Raw genomic sequence first — 16,012 nt, forward strand, 5'->3', positions numbered from 1 at the left:
TGTGTCAGGCCTGGGATACCGCGTCATCGTTCATCGCGAGCAAGCTTTGCTCCTACAGCGGTGTGTTTTAGGCAAGCGTTGTTGGATTAGGTCTTTCTGCCATTTGGCACTATAGTTGATGCCAGATGACAGAGCGGCGGAGGCTGCCATGAGCGCCAAGAAGAAAGATGTTGTAGTCGATGAGGTTGTTAAAGATGCCAGCCAAAAAGGCAAGGTCAAGCCACGCGCCCCTAAGGCTGCAGTCACCGTCTTAAGTCATGGCGAGCATACGGCGATGGTGACAACGCCGGGTTCGAGTCGCGTGCCACCGATGGTTGCGGTCTTGCTTTCTGGAAAAACCAGCGATGATCGTATGGAGATTTACAGGGCCGTTAAACACGGTTTCCCGCTGCAGTCGGTGCTGGATATGATCGAAAACAGCACGGTGTATAAGCAATGCGGCGTGTTGTCGAAAATCGTTGGCGCGTCTGATCGTACGCTCGCGCGGCGACTGAAAACGCCCAATGAGGCTTTGACCGCGGAGCAAAGCACGCGAGCGCTCAACTATGCCGAGGTGTTGGAAAAGGCAACGGATGTGCTGGGTTCGCGTGAGCTCGCCGAGCAGTGGATGGTCAAACCTGCACGGGGCCTGGATGGTGAGGTACCGATCGACCTGATTTCAAATTCGGTCGGGTATGAGTTGGTGACTGACTTTCTGACGCGTATTGAGTATGGGGTCTATTGATGGCTAAAGACCCTTTGAGCAGTGAGATTCATTTTTGGCGCCTTGATCCTGCTGAATATGCTCCCACCTGGCATTTGGGCGTGGGGGCTGAAAAGGTGGGTGGGCGCTGGAACCCTAAAGGTATGGCCACGGTTTATGCAGCGCTGGACGCCTCTACGGCCATCCTTGAGGTCGCGGTGCATAAAGATTTCGATGCGCTGGATTGCAAGCCCCATTGTCTTACGCAGGCCCGGGTGCTGGACCCGTCCAGGATTTATGTGGTGCAGCCCGATAGCATTGCCAACCCTAATTGGCTGGTACCGGGTACCCCAAGTCGCAGCCAGCAACAGTTCGGCGCTGAGCTGTTGAGTCAGCATCCTTTTGTGCTGGTCCCATCCAGTGTCTCGCGGCATAGCTGGAATTTGTTGATGAACCCGCAAATGGCTAGTGGGTTGTACGAGTTGGTGCTGCAAGAACCTTTTGCCCTTGATGGGCGGCTTAATAAGCCTTTGCCCTGAATACGATCCTGCCCTCTGGACCTGTGTCCGCCAAGTCGCCAAGTCGCCGGATCAACTATCGCTACATCCCCAATGCCCTGTGGAGCACGGCGCAAACGGTTGAGTTTCCAAAGGCCAAACAGGTCAGGCGCGAGCAGGCTGTGCCTCGCGATGCGGGGCACAGCCTTGCCAATACGAGACGGTTATCGATTCTATGTAAGCCCGAGAAACGACAGGATCACCAAGACAATCACAACTGCCCCGACGATGTAGATGATGTTGTTCATGAGTTCCACCTCTCAACCTGAATGGATTGCGAAACGTGGGTGTTACAAACACAAGGTACTGCACCTTTAATCTGGTTAGAAGATTCACCTCACCCCCTTGAAGGGCAGGCTTTCAGCGCTTGATCAGGGAAATCTTGGTTCCTTCAATGCTGATCCCGGCCATTAACCCCTGCTGGTCGAAAATGAACGCGTAGGCATCGTGCTTCACTGTCGTGCTGGACAGATTCTTCGCCACCCCTTCATCAACCAATACAACGGTGGGCCCTACGCCGACTTCCCAACCCTTGGTTTTACGTAGATAGTCCACGGCTTTGTCGGTCATCAGGAACACCGCATAGCCATACGACTGGGCGCCTGCCTGCAGTCCCCAGGACCCGGTTACGGAGTTGTAATAATTCTCTACTTGCGAACCCTTCATCAGCACGCCTTCGCCATAGCTGCCACCAAACACCAGGCCGGCCTTGATGATTTTCGGGAAGACCAGCACTGCTTTGGCTTTCTGCGAAATGTCTTTGGCAACGGGTGAGGCCTTGTAAAGCGTTTGCAACGCTTGCTTGGAGTCGGCATTCAGGTCCTCGGCGGTTGCCGCACCTGCATAGTTGAGGAGGCTCGCTGATGCTAACGATGCTGTCGCGAGGAAGATTGAGAGGAAGAAGCGCATTGACTGAGTCATTTTCGTACTCCGGTAAGGGAGCAGGGGATGGGAGCAGCAGTCAGCGCCTGCACCAGACAGGATCCGAACCTACTGAACGTTATCCGGCGCACCCTGATGTGTGTGAATTACAAAGCTTCGCTTTTGAATGAACCAGGCCCAAGGCCTTTGATCCGCAGCGATGCCGTCAGTTGGTTTGACCACTGTGCAACGGCCGGGTTCGTCGTCTGAAGCTGCTTTTGGCCGATAGTTGCCCGTGCTCGGATGCGATATCAATTAGCCATCATATCCGTTAAAGTGTGCGCCGCCCGAGAGATGGATCCCGGGCAACATCTCATGGAGTTTTTCAGTGAAGTACCTCAGTAAAGTTGTCGCCGTTGCCCTGTTCGGTCTGGTTCTGGCGGGTTGCACCGGCACGCCGATGAACACCCAGCATTATGAAAGCAGCCAATACACCGTCTTGGGCCACAGCGAAGCGAGCGCCACTGGCCTGCTGCTGTTCGGCGTGATCCCGATCCAGCAGAACAACCGTTTTGTTCGCGCTCAGAACGCGGCGATCAAAGCCAAGGGCGGTGACGCGATGATCAACACCCAGGTGCAGGAAAACTGGTTCTGGGCGTGGGTCCTGACCGGCTACACCACTAAAATCTCTGGTGATGTGGTCAAGCTGAAGAACGTTCAGTAAGCGCAGAGCTCTGCCTGTTGACGCGAAAAAGCCCGGTTTGGCCGCATGCTGTTCACTTAAGAGAGTCTTGAATCGGAGAAACCTGTGGCGAGGGGATTTATCCCCGTTGGGTCGCGAAGCGGCCCCCAGCGTCCATTCAAGCAGACTGAGTCTCGCGGATTTACGACTGCTTCGCAGCCGAACGGGGCGGTGCGACGTTTCGCTAAATCCCCTCGCCACAAATGTTGGGCTGGGGCTTAAGTGAACAGCATTACGGTTTAGCCGGGCTTTTTCGTTGCTGGAGTTTGGATAATCGCGACGCTCAAATCTGTAGCAGCTGGCGAAGCCTGCTGCTACAAGAATTGCGTAAGTCGCGCGGTCAGTGGCCTTGCGTCACGCTGGCGTTTTGCGCCACTCGGTTCCTTCCCGACCACTTCACTTGATGGGCAGATCCTACCGGACAAACTCAAACGCCCCATCCCTCTCGCACAGCCCTTCGAATGCCCTCCAGCAACATCGCAAATGCCGGGTTGTCATTGTTCTCGCGCCAGATCAAATGCAGCTCGCTCTGCACACCTTCGCCCAAATCGATATCGCGAAATACCACGTTCTTGAACACCACACTGGTGGCGCAGCGAGGCACCAGGGCCAGGCCCATGCCGGCGTTGACCAAGGCCAGGATGGTCAATGATGAACCGAGCCATTGCACGTATTCCGGAGCGACGCGGGCAGAGCGGAGCATGCCGGTCAGCAGTTCGTTGAACGGCGGGTAGGCGGCGTGGGAGTACATCAGGAAAGGCTGCGCATCGAGGTCTTTGACCGACACGGTTTCGGCGCTCGCCAGCCGATGACTGCTCGGCACCGCCAATACAAACGGTTCACGCACCAGGCATTCGGTGGCGTATCCCGGCTCCAGCAACGGCGCGCGAACGATGCCCAAGTCGATACGCCGCGCACGCAGCGCTTCATGCTGCTGGTAGGTGTTCATCTCCATCAGGTCGATTTTCACATGCGGCTGTTTGAGCCGCGCTTCAGCGATGACCTTGGGCAGGAATTCATACACCGCGCTGCCAACGAAACTGATGTTGACCGAGCCGATGTCGCCCTCGGCAAAACGGCGGGCGGTGACGGCGGCTTGCTGGGCGCGCTCCAGCAGGTTCTGCGCTTCGATGAAGAAGGCGCGGCCGGCGGCGGTCAGGGCGACGCTGCGGGTGGTGCGGGTGAACAGTTCGACACCCAGGTGATGTTCCAGCAGTTGAATCTGTCGACTGAGCGGCGGTTGGGTCATGTTCAACCGTTCGGCGGCACGGCGGAAATTCAGTTCGGTCGCCACCGTGGTGAAACAGCGCAGTTGAGTCAGTTCGAACATTGATCTAATCCAGGTATCAATCGAATGCCAAGTTAGATTAGACGGGATCAATACCTGCGTCCATCATCGGCCTGTCCCTAAAAAAACAATGATTGGGAGTTGCCCCTTGAATACCGTCCAGAGTCCGCCGGACCCGAATTTACTCGCCCGCGCTGCGGCCAAGGTGAAGCGCCATGTGCTGCCGCTGTTCGTGGTGATGTTCATCGTCAACTACATCGACCGGGTCAACATCGGCTTCGTGCGCAGCCACATGGAAACCGACCTCGGCATCGGCGCAGCCGCCTACGGCCTGGGTGCAGGGTTGTTCTTTATCGGTTACGCGATCTTCGAAGTCCCCTCCAACATGCTGCTGCAACGCTACGGCGCTCGCGCCTGGCTGACGCGCATCATGTTCACCTGGGGCGCGGCGGCAATGGCGATGGCGTTTGTGCGCGGTGAAACCAGCTTCTATGTCCTGCGCTTTGTTCTCGGTGCAGCCGAAGCGGGGTTCTTTCCCGGCATCATTTACTACTTCACCCAATGGCTGCCGTCGACCGAGCGCGGCAAGGCCATGGCGATTTTCCTCAGCGGTTCGGCCATTGCTTCGGTGATCTCCGGTCCCGTCTCTGGCGCGCTGTTGAATGTCAGCGGTTTCAGCCTGCATGGCTGGCAGTGGATGTTCCTGATTGAAGGCTTTGCCTCGATCGTGCTCTGTGGATTTGTCTGGTTCTGGCTGCAATCCCATCCGCGCGAGGCGAAATGGCTGAGTGCCGAAGAAAAGGACGCACTGGTTGACGCCATCGCCCTGGAACAACAGGCCCGCGAAGCCACACAGACGGTCAAGCCGTCGATGTTCAAGCTGCTGGCCGACAAGCAGATCGCGCTGTTCTGCTTCATCTACTTTTCCATCGCCCTGACCATCTACGGCGCCACGTTCTGGCTGCCGAGCATGATCAAGAAAATGGGCAACCTCGGCGACTTTCAGGTGGGCCTGTTCAACTCGATTCCGTGGATCATTTCGATCATCGCGATGTATGGCTTCGCCGCCATGGCCAGCAAATGGAAACACCAGCAAGCCTGGGTGGCGTTGACCCTGGTGATCGCCGCGTTCGGCATGTTCATGTCCACCACTGGCGGGCCGATCTTTGCCTTCGTCGCCATCTGTTTTGCCGCCATTGGTTTCAAGGCCGCCTCGGCATTGTTCTGGCCGATTCCGCAAGGCTATCTGGACGCTCGCATCGCCGCCGCGGTGATCGCCTTGATCAACTCCATCGGCAACCTCGGCGGTTTCGTTGCCCCGACAGCGTTCGGTTTCCTGGAGCAAAAAACCGGCTCCATCGAAGGTGGCCTCTACGGTTTGGCGGCCACGTCACTGGTCGCGGCCGTGGTGATCTTTTTCGCCCGCACGGCACCGCGTGGCGACGTCGCAACGCCTGAAAAATCCATCAGTCAGCAAGCCTTGAGTTCAGGTTCAAAGGGAGCAGCCTCTTGAAAATCAAACGAGTCACCGTCACCCCAATCGCCTTCCGTGATCCGCCGCTGCTCAATGCCAGTGGTATCCACGAACCTTTTGCGCTGCGCTCGATCATCGAGATTGAAAGCGACAACGGCTACATTGGCCTGGGTGAAAGCTACGGCGACGCCCCGGCGCTGTTGATCCAGCAGCAACTGCAAGATCAACTGATCGGCCTCGATCCGTTCAACCTCAATCAACTGCGCCGCATCGTGCAGGCCACGGTGGCGGCGAACAAACCGGCGAGCATTGCCGGTGCGGAACTGGCGCCGGGCTCCCATGCCAGCAAAGCGGTGAGCAATGCGTATTCGGCGTTCGAAGTGGCGTTCCTGGATTTGCAGGCGCACTCGTTGAACGTGCCGTTGGTGGACTTGCTGGGCGGTGCGATTCGCGACGAGATTCCGTTCAGCGCCTACCTGTTCTTCAAGTACGCCCAGCACGTCGACTCACCCTACAAACCCGACAGTTGGGGCGAAGCGCTAAACGAAGAACAGATCGTCGCCCAGGCGCGGCGCATGATCGAGGCCAACGGTTTCAAGAGCATCAAGCTCAAGGCCGGCACGCTGCCACCGGAGCACGAAGTGTCGTGCATCAAGGCGCTGAAAAAGGCGTTCCCCGGTTACCCGTTACGCATTGATCCGAACGGCAACTGGTCGCTGGAAACTTCGATTCGCATGGCTGAACTGCTGGGCGATGACCTGCAATATTACGAAGACCCGACGCCGGGCCTCGACGGCATGTCCCAACTGCACAAGCGCACCGGTCTGCCGCTGGCAACCAACATGGTGGTTACCGACTTCGATGAGTTCCGCCGCAGTGTCGCGTTGAACAGCGTGCAGATCGTCCTCGCCGACCACCACTACTGGGGCGGTCTGCGCGACACCCAGGCGCTGGCGAAAATGTGCGACACCTTTGGCCTTGGCGTATCCATGCATTCCAACTCGCACTTGGGCATCAGCCTGATGGCGATGGCGCATGTCGCCGCCGCGGTGCCCAATCTGGATTACGCCTGCGACACGCATTACCCGTGGCAGGAACCGGATGAAGAAGTGATCAAGGGCGGCAAAATCCCCATCGTCGATGGCTGCGTGAAGATCACCCGCGCGCCCGGGTTGGGCCTGGAGCTGGATCACGATCAACTGGGCAAGCTGCACGACCAGTACCTGTCTTGCGGCATTCGTCAGCGCGACGACGTGAAACAGATGCAGCGTTACAAGCCGGAGTGGAAGGCGGTCAAACCGCGGTTTTGAGTTCCGTCAGCAAACGCTCGATCTGCGCCAGCTCCCAGGTGCTGAGCAAACTGACCGGATCGGTGCCGTAACGTTGCCAACGCTCGAGCGCGCCTTCGCGACTGTCCGTAATACTGTTCACTTAAGCGCGGCGTCCACATTTGTGGCGAGGGGATTTAGCGAAACGTCGCACCGCCCCGTTGGGCTGCGAAGCGGCCCCAGCGTCTTTTCAGACAGACTAAGTTGTCTGGATTACGACTGCTTCGCAGCCGAACGGGGTGGTGCGGCATTCCGATAAATCCCCTCACCACAGGTTCTAGCTCGACTGAAGAATGTCTTAAGTGAACAGCATTACGCGACGGTCTGCGGGCGTCGGGCAGGCTGACCTTCTTCTTCTCGAAGCTCACGGCTCATGTCGTTGCAGCTTTGCGACCAGTCTGTCAGCCACGTCGGCATTGGCGGCGACTGTTCTGCCAATCCCAGCTCCCGGGCGTACTCGCCGGGTGCAACCGTGCCTTTGGCAGAGCGGAACAGACCCCGCATCACCACGACGCCGACCACGCGTCCCTTGCTCACGAAGCGGTGCTCCATAAAGCTCCACTTGTTGTCCCAGCCGAGCATCCTGGTGTGAATCTCGAATGCTTCGAACAGTTTCAGCTCACGACGAAACTTGCCCCAGGTGTCCCCAACGATCGGCACGGCCTTATTGCGCAACGCCACCCGGAATGCACCGCTGCGCAACACGTAGTCCATGCGTCCTATATCGGCCAGGGTGAAATAGCGGCCATTGGTAACGTGCCGGTTGAGGTCGAGATCAAGTGGCCAGACGCGCATGTGGACGACGGTGGTGGCCAAGGCGTCAACCGGCTTGCGCCACGGACGACGAAACAGCATGAGGAAAAGTCGGAACCAGAGATTCATAAGTACGCCGATGATTGAATGACCGGTGCACTTTAGGGCGGAAGGATCGGGTAAGGTAGGTGCGCAAATGACTTTTTTCATGCGAAAAGCGCAATAGGATCATTTATGCACGTCACGCTTTTACTGGCGGATCAATGTTCCGCCGCCAGCGCCACGATGGCCCTGGAAGTACTCAGCGCCGCCAACCTGTTCGCCGACACGGCCGGCGCGCCTTTTGAAGTGGTCATCGCCTCGCTTGATGGCGACGATGTCGCTGCGTGGGGAGGGCAGGCGTTGCGCGTGGACCTGTCCACCGCCGAGATCCCGCGAACCGATCTGGTGCTGATCCCCGGATTCCTCTTCACCCTGAAGGACGCCTTGCCGGCCTTTTCAGCGTATGGACCATGGCTGCGTCAACAGCATGCGCAGGGTGCCGTGGTGGCGTCGATGTGCACGGCGGCATTCCTGCTGGCCGAAACGGGCTTGCTGGAGGGCATTCGTGCCACCACGCACTGGGCTTTTGCCGACCTGTTTCGTCGTCGGTATGCCGAGGTCTGTCTGGAGGAGACGCAGATCCTCTGCGAGGACAATCGCGTGATCACTTGCGGGGGCGCGAGTGCCTCCATGGATCTTTTACTGCACCTCGTGCGCCGGTTCGCTTCACTGGAACTGGCGCAAAAGTGCGGCAAATACTTGTTGGTCGACGCTGTGCGTAGCGAGCAATCGGTGTACGTGATGTGGTCATTGCCGAAGAACCATGGGGATGGCGACATCCTGCGGGTTCAACACTGGCTGGAGGAACACTTCGAACAGCCGCTGTTGATTGATGACGTCGCCCAGCGATTCGGGTTCGGCGTCAGGAACTTCAAAAGGCGTTTCAAGGAGGCCACCGGTTACACGCCCATTACCTACCTGCAAACCCTGCGTCTGGAGAAGGCCAAGCAGCTGCTTGAATCCACCCGCATGACACTCGACAGCATCACTTACGCCGTGGGCTACGAAGATGGCAATTCGTTCCGTAGACTGTTCCGCCAGCGAGTGGGTTTGCTGCCGGCGGCTTACAGGAAGAAGTTTCAAGCGGGTGCGAGTTGATTCGCTGGCGCCAAGCCACAGATGATTGGGAGCAGGACATGCAGAAAACCGCCGTACTCACCTTCGCCCTGATGCTCAATGCAGGGTTGTTCAGCGCACACGCACACGCGGCCGGCGATGCTGAGGCGGGTGCAACACTGTTCAAGCGGATATGCGGTGGCTGCCATCAGGTCGGGGAGTCAGCGCGCGGTTCATTCGGGCCGCAGCTCAATGGCATTTTTGGACGCCCTTCGGGCAGCACCATGGATTACCAATACTCTGATGCGATGAAATCAGCCGGCATTGTCTGGACCCGCGAAACGCTGACCGCGTACCTCGAAGCGCCAAAAAAAGTGGTGCCCGGCACCCGCATGATTTTCTGGGGCCTCAGCGACCCGGAAAAGATCGAAAACCTGTTGGCGTACCTTCAGACGTTTCAGCGGCAATGAATCCCGGGGGACGACGGTCAACCAGTGGACGGGATTGGCGCGTGTAACACGCCAATCCCGGCCGTTCTATTGTTTACCAACCGGCAAGGGAGGGGTGCGAGGCGGGATCAATCGTTTCGTGCCGATCGACTCGAACGCCGAAGCCAGGCGCAGCAGCGTCGAATCGTCATAGGCACGACCGGCAAATGTCAGCCCGACGGGCATGCCGATGTCCGGCATGACACCCATCGGCACTGTGACCGTGGGAACGCCCAGGTGCCGGATAGCGAGGTTGCCGTTGGCGACCCAGATGCCATTGCTCCACGCGATATCCGCAGACTTGGGATCGACATCGGCATTCGCCGGCCCCACGTCGGCCACCGTCGGGAACAGCACCGCATCGAGCCTCAACCGATCCATCCAGATCTCAAGATCGATCCGACGCGTCTGTTCAAGTCCGCGCAGTCCGTCAGGCAGCGTGGTGATCTGGTCCCACGGGGTAATGCCGCGTTCGGCCATCTTCACGTACTCGTCCATGCCTGCGGCAAGTTCGTCCTCCCGGTTGGGGAGCGTACCCGGGTCGTGGGGGAAAATCAGCGGTCCGTCGACATCGGCCAGGCGGTTCAACTTGGGATCGCCATTGGCCCGCAGAAAGTCATCGAACGCCCAGGCCGACAGGTCCCACAATTCATGATGCAGGAACTCTTTGGACACCAGGCCCCGCGTAAATACGGTCGGCGCGCCCGGGCGATCACCTTCGCAATTGGAGACCAGTGGGAAATCGACTTCGATGACTTCGGCGCCAGCGGCTTCGAGTGCTTTGCGAGCCTCTTCCCAGAGCCCGATCACGGATGGGCGGGTGATGATTCGCTGCCCCGTCGGACCGCCAATGCCAGGCGCATCGCTGGTACCCGCTTCGGGATCCGCGTTGATGTACATGCGCGGCACGCCGAAGCGCTTTCCTGCCAGTGCATCGGACTTCACGGCCAACTCGGCATAGGAAGCGGGGCGCACCGAGGCGACACTTGGAATCGGCACCCAGGGTTGCATCCGCCACAGATCGCCACGGGTGTCGGGATCATCCGCCACCACTACATCAAGGACCTCGAGCAGGTCGGCCATGGTTCTGGCAAACGGCACCACAACGTCCATCGTCGGCGTCAACGGCCAGTTGCCGCGCACCGAAATGACCCCGCGCGAAGGTGTATAGGCACACAGACCATTGTTCGATGCAGGGCCGCGTCCACTTGACCAGGTTTCTTCCGCAAGACCAAATGCCGCGAAGCTGGCGGCCGTTGCCGTACCGGCGCCGTTCGATGAGCCCGAGGCGAAGGGGGCGGTGAGATAGTCAGCGTTGTACGGGCTTTCCGCACGACCATAGACCCCGCGCTGCATGCCGCCGTTTGCCATCGGCGGCATGTTGGTTTTGCCCAGGCAAATCGCGCCGGCAGCGCGAAGCCGTTCAATCGTGAACGCATCGCGATAGGCAATCAGGTTGGCGAAGGCGGGACTGCCGGAGGCGGCGGTGAGCCCCTTCACCAGGTAACTGTCCTTGGCCGTATAGGGAATGCCATCGAGCGGACCCAGCGTCTCGCCCTTGGCCCGACGGGCATCGGACGCCTGCGCCTCGTTCAGCGCCTCGGGGTTTCGAACCACTACCGCGTTGAGGGCGGTGGGCGTGTCGGGTCCGTCGTAGGCATCGATCCTGGCGAGATAGGCCTGCACCAGCTCAACCGCAGTGGTTTGGCCCGATTCGAGCGCAGCCCGCAGTTCGGCAATGGAAACTTCGGTGACCTCGATCATGCTGTTACCACCGTCTGCTGATGGGCGACGCGATGAATGTTGGGCTCAGGGACATCACTAATCTCAAAATGGGTGTTCATCGGTGTTCTCGTTGCGCTGCTTTTCGCGCTCTATTTAACACCAAGCGGGGAACAGAGGCATCGTCCAAGGCGATGCAACGTCTTCAGGCTTTGCTGGCCGCCAGGTAAGCGCCAAGGCGTTGCCCCATTTGCTCGCCCAAGGCTTGCAGGCCACTCAAGGGACGGACCATCACCTCAAACTCAACGATTTTTCCTTGTTCGTTGAACCGGATCATGTCGATGCCCTTTAACGCTTTTCCGCTGACGTTGGCGCTGAACTCCAGGACGACGCTCAACCCGTCTGCGGTCGACAGTTCCCGGTGGTAGACAAAATCCTCAAATACCTCGATGACCGTGTTGAGAATCATCGATACCACGGCTGCACCCGGGTAAGGCGTGTGAGCCATCGGGGAGCGGAAAATCGCCTGTGGGTCCAGCAAACCGGGCAAGTCACTCAAGTCACCCTTGCTGATCATGTCGTGCCACTGGTTCAGGGATTCTGCGGCTTTGGGGTGCAGTTTCAGTTCAGACATTTCAGCTCCGATGGTTGGCCGTGAGACATTCAAGAGTGCCGCCAAGGCCGACTTGCGACCCTGCGGATGCACTAAAAGTAGCTCACAAAAAAGAAGAAGCCCGGCTGATCAGGCTGGGCTTCTTTTTAGAGACCGCTTTAAAGCTGCTCAGTCACTGACCAGCGACACACAGCTCCCCGGTGGCGCGTATCAGTGCCTGACCATGCAGACCGTCCTTGACCAGGCGGGATCGTTCTTTGGCTAGCCAGTCCGCGCATTGCGGGTCTTTGCGATAGGGCGCGAAGGCGGCGTATTGCTGCAACAGGCGGTTTTGCAGCTCATCGAGCTGTGGCCGGATTTGATTGGCGAGGTCCGGCCGTGGCGTGTCAGGCGCCTTGCCAGCCGCTCGCCATTGGGCCACCAGCCCGTACTGCACCAGCTTGTTGGCTTCAATCTGTGCGGCGATCAATTCGGCTACTTCGTCCGGGTTCAGTTTGCGCTCGACGGCCAGCTTCCTGGCGTTGGCGATGACCTGCGCTTCCCGAGCACTGTCCTGGATCGGTTTGCCACTGTCCCACTTGGTCAGCGCCACAAGATCAGCAATGCTCAGGCGCTCGTTCAACGTCACCAGCAGCGGTTGCAAGCTATCGGGCGCCGGGGAGGGCGCACCGGCCTGTGCGCTGCTGGCGAGTAAACCGAGGACGGCGCAGATCAGCAGTTGCGGTAAATGTGGGGAGCGGGGCATCGGCAAACCTCATCGGGAACGGGACTCACAATCGGGTGTTATGTATCACAGGTGCGGCGGAGGTATTAAGCAGGGATCGATTTATTTTGTGCACGAAAAAGCCCGGCTTGTCAGGCCGGGCTCTTCGTTGAGTGCTTCGGTAAAGCTATCCATTTATGCCGCGCGGTTTTCGATCAGACGGTCGGAACCACCTTCAGCGACGCGATTCTCGATCAGACGATCGGAGCCACCTTCAGTAACGCGATTCTCGATCAGACGGTCGGAACCACCTTCTGCCACACGACTTTCAATCAGACGATCCGAGCCGCCTTCAGCGACAACCGGGTGAACAGAGGTAGCGGCGAAAGCGTTAACTGCAAAAACCGAGAAAGCGATGCTGAGGAAGATTTGGCGTTTCATGATGGTGTGCTCCGGGGTGTAGTTGTTGGGTCTGGAGCTGATGTTACGCCGCGGATTTTTTATGAGAACTTCATTGAGGTGATGGTGACTATCGACGCCGGCAATGATCCTCTTGTCGTCGGTTCTAGCGCTCAGCCAGAACAGCGGGGGTATGCTGGACCTCTTGAACTGTCGAGGCTCTCCAGGGGTTTGCGTAGAAGCGCGATTTCCAGTCCGGTTTTGAGTACCTGTCGCGCTGAAAAACGTTTTTACACAGCCTCGGCCAGAAGCGGTCAGCCGCTCCCCAACACTACATTCACCACGTTTAACTAAGCCCGACGTTAGGTTACTAACTTCCTATGTCCTCCAGCAGCCAGGAACCCAGCAGGTGAGTGAGGCGATCTGGCATGGTTGTCAGGGTAGTAGAGCTGTCGATCAAACTGGACAGCTGCCGCAACCGACGACGCACATACTCTCACTGGGGTAGCGCCACGTTCGCACGAAACCAATGCTGTTGAATACGCAGCGTTGCTTAAGGCGTCATAACCCCGCATTGGCCAACGGCACGAACACTGTGGGTGTCCGTGCCTGGTCACATCTCGCTACGACGTGGTTCGCGCTCATAAAAAACTCACACCCTCATCCCGATTTCTGTTTTTGTCTAGCGCCCCCATGCACCCATTTCAGGTCGCCCCCCCAAGAGGCAACCTTCCACATTTTCTATGGAAAGGGCTTCGAGCAGCACCTGCTCCAGGATGGCAAAAAAACATTTAATGTGAGCCTGTTTCAATGCCTGAGGCCGGGTCACCAGATAGACTTCCATATCTGGAAGTTGGAGATCCGGGAACAGCTCGATCAGGTCCTTCGCCAGAATACGGGGCAGTACTGCCACACCCATTCCTCGCCTCACCGATTCGAGTTGAACCGCGAACGAATTCACGCTGATCTGCGCGCGTTCCAGACCCGCGGCCTTTGCCGCACGCATTTGCGGCAACATGTCCAGCGGAGGAAGCAAGGCAATATTAACCGCAGTGGCCGGAGTCACCCCTGGATACCGTTTCAGATAACCTGCATCGGCGAAGACACCGTAAGCGAGCCTGCCTATTGGTCGATAAATCAGCGACGGTTCGCCTAGATGAGCTGTGCGTACAGCAATGTCTGCCACACCGCGGACAATCTTGTGAAAGTCGGCTGTTGCCATCAACTCCACCGAGCAACGCGGGTGAAGAGAGGTGAAGCGACTCGCAGCCTCCAGCACGCAAGACGAAAATCCCTCTCCTGCACTGACCAGGACACTGCCAAATAACTCCGTGTGTAGCCCGGACATGTCAGTAACGGTTTGACGCCTCAAGCCCGCCTCCGCCGCTAGGGCAACTTCCACGAGGGATTGGCCGCGCGAGGTCAACCAGCATCCTTCAACGCCCCGCTCGACGAGTAGCTCGCCCAGGGCGCTCTCAAGTTGGGTCAACCGGCGGGACACAGTAGACGCCGCAATACCCAGCATCTGGCCAGCTTGAAGAAAGCTGCCACGCCGCGAGACTGCCAACAACAGACGAAGATCGTCCCAATTTGCTTGCAACGCCATGCGTCATATCCTCCCTGGTCTGCATATGTGCAAATCCATTATGCAGTAGTCGCTGTTTTTCGGGAGAGGCCTCAACGGTATATCTACAAGCCCTCGAAGACGAATGGAATGGACTGTATGACTATTGGCCCCAACGACTATGCGGAACGCGCCGCCAGTGCCTTCAATCGCCGTGATGTGGAGGCGATGCTTGCGCTGGTTTGCGAAGACTTCACCTACCTCGACAGCATGGGGATACAAACCGGTCGTGAAGCCATGCGCAAACGAGAGATCGCATTGCTCGAAGCGCTCCCCGATGCCCACGTGATTTTCAGCCCATTCGCCGTCGGTAACGATCGTTTGGCGCTGACTGCCTTCCTGACCGGCACATTCGCCGCACCCTTGGTGCTGCCAGGCCGGGTGATTCCACCTCATGGACGCCATATTACCGCGTACTACGCCGCACACTTCACCTTCAGAGACGGGCTGGCCATCCGTGAAGAGGCCTTCTTCGACAGTGCGGTGCTGATGCCGTTAGCCTATCCAGCGGAGGGTTGAGCCATGCACAGCGCATTCGTTACTGGCGCAACCGGCTTGTTGGGCAACAACCTGGTGCGTGAATTGGTCGCTCGTGGCTACGCGGTCAAAGCCCTGGTCCGTTCAAGAGCCAAAGGTGAACAGCAGTTCAACAATTTGCCGGGTGTGGAACTGGTCGTTGGGGACATGGCCGATGTCGACGCATTCGCAGCGTCGCTGCAAGGCTGCGATACGGTGTTTCACACCGCGGCGTTTTTTCGCGACAACTACAAGGGCGGCAGCCACTGGAAGGAACTCGAAAAGATTAATGTGTCTGGTACGCGGCGCCTGCTAAACCAGGCCTACCGCGCCGGTATACGACGGTTCATCCATACGTCTTCCATTGCTGTGCTCGACGGCGCACCTGGCACGTCCATCGATGAGACATGTCTGCGGGCTGATGCCGATGCGGATGACTACTACCGTAGCAAGATTCTCGCCGACCGTGCCGTCTTGTCGTTCCTGGAGGTCCATCCTGAGATGCATGCCTGCATGGTCCTGCCTGGCTGGATGTGGGGCCCAGCCGACTTGGGCCCTACCTCCTCGGGACAGTTGGTTAACGATGTTGTGCTCGGCAAACTGCCCGGACTGATCCCCGGTAGTTTCTCCGTTGTCGATGCCCGCGATGTGGCATTGGCGCAGATTGCCGCAGCCAAACATGGGCGGCGAGGTGAGCGCTATCTCGCGGCGGGCCGGCATATGACAATGCGTGAGCTGGTGCCTATGCTTGGACGTATAGCGGGCGTCAAGACCCCCGTTCGACAACTACCGCTCCCTTTTCTATACACGTTGGCGGCTGTGCAGGAGATGTATGCGCGTATTACCAGCAAGCCCATTCTGCTGAGCATGGCCACGTTGCGCCTGTTGGTACGAGAGAAGGACCGCACCTGTTTCAACCACAGCAAGAGTGAACAGGAGCTTGGCCTGAGTTTCCGGCCACTAGAGCTGACAATCACCGACACGGTGGCGTGGTACCGCGATCACGATTGGTTTGAGAGTCACACCTTAAGTTCCCGGAACCGCACTCCTTCCACATTGACCGCACACACGAACAAGGACGTAAACATACAGTGAGTAGGGAAA

The 16,012-nt window shown here is 58.2% G+C and carries 17 protein-coding genes and 1 pseudogene; 9 read left to right on the forward strand and 9 right to left on the reverse strand.

Features of this window, described 5'->3' with window-relative positions; genetic code table 11:
• Nucleotides 1-148 precede the first annotated feature (148 nt).
• A complete protein-coding gene (locus KW848_RS04580; RefSeq protein WP_218535999.1) occupies nt 149-724 on the forward strand; it encodes an antitoxin Xre/MbcA/ParS toxin-binding domain-containing protein in 576 nt (191 codons plus the stop codon).
• Nucleotides 724-1,221, forward strand: a complete 498-nt coding sequence (locus tag KW848_RS04585; RefSeq protein WP_218536002.1) for an RES family NAD+ phosphorylase — start codon at nt 724-726, stop codon at nt 1,219-1,221. The genes KW848_RS04580 and KW848_RS04585 overlap by 1 nt, the downstream gene beginning before the upstream one ends.
• A gap of 378 nt (nt 1,222-1,599) precedes the next feature.
• Here the strand turns inward: KW848_RS04585 and KW848_RS04590 are convergent, their stop codons facing one another.
• A complete protein-coding gene (locus KW848_RS04590; RefSeq protein ID WP_111448888.1) occupies nt 1,600-2,160 on the reverse strand; it encodes a YSC84-related protein in 561 nt (186 codons plus the stop codon).
• A 328-nt stretch (nt 2,161-2,488) separates the two neighbouring features.
• Here KW848_RS04590 and KW848_RS04595 point away from each other — a divergent pair, with 328 nt between their 5' ends.
• Nucleotides 2,489-2,824, forward strand: coding sequence for a hypothetical protein (locus KW848_RS04595; protein ID WP_074878077.1), 336 nt, complete (start codon nt 2,489-2,491; stop codon nt 2,822-2,824).
• Nucleotides 2,825-3,269: 445 nt separating this feature from the next.
• Here the strand turns inward: KW848_RS04595 and KW848_RS04600 are convergent, their stop codons facing one another.
• Nucleotides 3,270-4,172 carry a LysR substrate-binding domain-containing protein gene (locus KW848_RS04600; protein ID WP_111448887.1) on the reverse strand — a complete coding sequence of 301 codons (903 nt, stop codon included), beginning with the start codon at nt 4,170-4,172 and terminating at the stop codon, nt 3,270-3,272.
• Between the two features lie 106 nt (nt 4,173-4,278).
• On the opposite strand from KW848_RS04600, the gene KW848_RS04605 reads away from it, so the two are divergent.
• Nucleotides 4,279-5,643, forward strand: a complete 1,365-nt coding sequence (locus KW848_RS04605; protein WP_218536004.1) for an MFS transporter — start codon at nt 4,279-4,281, stop codon at nt 5,641-5,643.
• Complete coding sequence (locus KW848_RS04610) at nt 5,640-6,914, forward strand: glucarate dehydratase family protein (protein ID WP_218536006.1); 1,275 nt, start codon at nt 5,640-5,642, stop codon at nt 6,912-6,914. The genes KW848_RS04605 and KW848_RS04610 overlap by 4 nt, the downstream gene beginning before the upstream one ends.
• Here KW848_RS04610 and KW848_RS04615 read toward each other — a convergent pair.
• Nucleotides 6,898-7,035: a hypothetical protein gene (locus KW848_RS04615; RefSeq protein ID WP_192410764.1), complete on the reverse strand. Its 138-nt coding sequence runs from the start codon at nt 7,033-7,035 to the stop codon at nt 6,898-6,900. The genes KW848_RS04610 and KW848_RS04615 overlap by 17 nt on opposite strands.
• 209 nt (nt 7,036-7,244) lie before the next feature.
• Nucleotides 7,245-7,814, reverse strand: a complete 570-nt coding sequence (locus KW848_RS04620) for an acyl-CoA thioesterase (protein WP_111448884.1) — start codon at nt 7,812-7,814, stop codon at nt 7,245-7,247.
• A 105-nt stretch (nt 7,815-7,919) separates the two neighbouring features.
• Between KW848_RS04620 and KW848_RS04625 the strand changes: the two genes are divergently transcribed.
• Together KW848_RS04625 and KW848_RS04630 are read left to right on the forward strand one after the other, a co-directional pair.
• On the forward strand, nt 7,920-8,885 hold the full coding sequence (locus KW848_RS04625) for a GlxA family transcriptional regulator (RefSeq protein ID WP_218536009.1): 966 nt from the start codon (nt 7,920-7,922) through the stop codon (nt 8,883-8,885).
• A 38-nt stretch (nt 8,886-8,923) separates the two neighbouring features.
• Complete coding sequence (locus KW848_RS04630; protein WP_218536011.1) at nt 8,924-9,313, forward strand: cytochrome c family protein; 390 nt, start codon at nt 8,924-8,926, stop codon at nt 9,311-9,313.
• A 66-nt stretch (nt 9,314-9,379) separates the two neighbouring features.
• Here the strand turns inward: KW848_RS04630 and KW848_RS04635 are convergent, their stop codons facing one another.
• The 5 genes and pseudogenes from KW848_RS04635 to KW848_RS04655 all read right to left on the reverse strand — a co-directional run bounded on the left by KW848_RS04635 (nt 9,380) and on the right by KW848_RS04655 (nt 14,374).
• Nucleotides 9,380-11,095, reverse strand: a complete 1,716-nt coding sequence (locus KW848_RS04635) for an amidase (RefSeq protein ID WP_218536013.1) — start codon at nt 11,093-11,095, stop codon at nt 9,380-9,382.
• Between the two features lie 163 nt (nt 11,096-11,258).
• Nucleotides 11,259-11,687, reverse strand: coding sequence for a nuclear transport factor 2 family protein (locus KW848_RS04640; RefSeq protein ID WP_218536014.1), 429 nt, complete (start codon nt 11,685-11,687; stop codon nt 11,259-11,261).
• 151 nt (nt 11,688-11,838) lie between these two features.
• The gene (locus KW848_RS04645; RefSeq protein ID WP_218536016.1) at nt 11,839-12,411 is read right to left on the reverse strand and encodes a chorismate mutase; all 573 of its coding nucleotides are present in this window, start codon (nt 12,409-12,411) and stop codon (nt 11,839-11,841) included.
• Nucleotides 12,412-12,567: 156 nt separating this feature from the next.
• Nucleotides 12,568-12,810: pseudogene (locus tag KW848_RS04650) on the reverse strand (hypothetical protein); the annotation flags it as partial.
• 640 nt (nt 12,811-13,450) lie between these two features.
• Complete coding sequence (locus KW848_RS04655; protein ID WP_218536018.1) at nt 13,451-14,374, reverse strand: LysR family transcriptional regulator; 924 nt, start codon at nt 14,372-14,374, stop codon at nt 13,451-13,453.
• 117 nt (nt 14,375-14,491) lie between these two features.
• On the opposite strand from KW848_RS04655, the gene KW848_RS04660 reads away from it, so the two are divergent.
• A complete protein-coding gene (locus tag KW848_RS04660) occupies nt 14,492-14,911 on the forward strand; it encodes an ester cyclase (protein ID WP_218536020.1) in 420 nt (139 codons plus the stop codon).
• Between the two features lie 3 nt (nt 14,912-14,914).
• Nucleotides 14,915-16,003 (forward strand): SDR family oxidoreductase, encoded by a 1,089-nt coding sequence (locus tag KW848_RS04665; protein WP_218536022.1) that lies wholly within the window; start codon nt 14,915-14,917, stop codon nt 16,001-16,003.
• The last annotated feature ends 9 nt before the right edge of the window (nt 16,004-16,012 follow it).

Source organism: Pseudomonas sp. PDM25 (assembly GCF_019219045.1).
GTDB lineage: Bacteria > Pseudomonadota > Gammaproteobacteria > Pseudomonadales > Pseudomonadaceae > Aquipseudomonas.

What these genes read in the sequence shown, in the direction of transcription:
- KW848_RS04580 (WP_218535999.1), top strand. Translation starts at nt 149, where the DNA reads ATGAGCGCCAAGAAGAAAGATGTTGTAGTCGATGAGGTTGTTAAAGAT.
- KW848_RS04585 (WP_218536002.1), top strand. Translation starts at nt 724, where the DNA reads ATGGCTAAAGACCCTTTGAGCAGTGAGATTCATTTTTGGCGCCTTGAT.
- KW848_RS04590 (WP_111448888.1), bottom strand. Translation starts at nt 2,160, where the DNA reads ATGACTCAGTCAATGCGCTTCTTCCTCTCAATCTTCCTCGCGACAGCA.
- KW848_RS04600 (WP_111448887.1), bottom strand. Translation starts at nt 4,172, where the DNA reads ATGTTCGAACTGACTCAACTGCGCTGTTTCACCACGGTGGCGACCGAA.
- KW848_RS04620 (WP_111448884.1), bottom strand. Translation starts at nt 7,814, where the DNA reads ATGAATCTCTGGTTCCGACTTTTCCTCATGCTGTTTCGTCGTCCGTGG.
- KW848_RS04625 (WP_218536009.1), top strand. Translation starts at nt 7,920, where the DNA reads ATGCACGTCACGCTTTTACTGGCGGATCAATGTTCCGCCGCCAGCGCC.
- KW848_RS04630 (WP_218536011.1), top strand. Translation starts at nt 8,924, where the DNA reads ATGCAGAAAACCGCCGTACTCACCTTCGCCCTGATGCTCAATGCAGGG.
- KW848_RS04635 (WP_218536013.1), bottom strand. Translation starts at nt 11,095, where the DNA reads ATGATCGAGGTCACCGAAGTTTCCATTGCCGAACTGCGGGCTGCGCTC.
- KW848_RS04640 (WP_218536014.1), bottom strand. Translation starts at nt 11,687, where the DNA reads ATGTCTGAACTGAAACTGCACCCCAAAGCCGCAGAATCCCTGAACCAG.
- KW848_RS04645 (WP_218536016.1), bottom strand. Translation starts at nt 12,411, where the DNA reads ATGCCCCGCTCCCCACATTTACCGCAACTGCTGATCTGCGCCGTCCTC.
- KW848_RS04655 (WP_218536018.1), bottom strand. Translation starts at nt 14,374, where the DNA reads ATGGCGTTGCAAGCAAATTGGGACGATCTTCGTCTGTTGTTGGCAGTC.
- KW848_RS04660 (WP_218536020.1), top strand. Translation starts at nt 14,492, where the DNA reads ATGACTATTGGCCCCAACGACTATGCGGAACGCGCCGCCAGTGCCTTC.
- KW848_RS04665 (WP_218536022.1), top strand. Translation starts at nt 14,915, where the DNA reads ATGCACAGCGCATTCGTTACTGGCGCAACCGGCTTGTTGGGCAACAAC.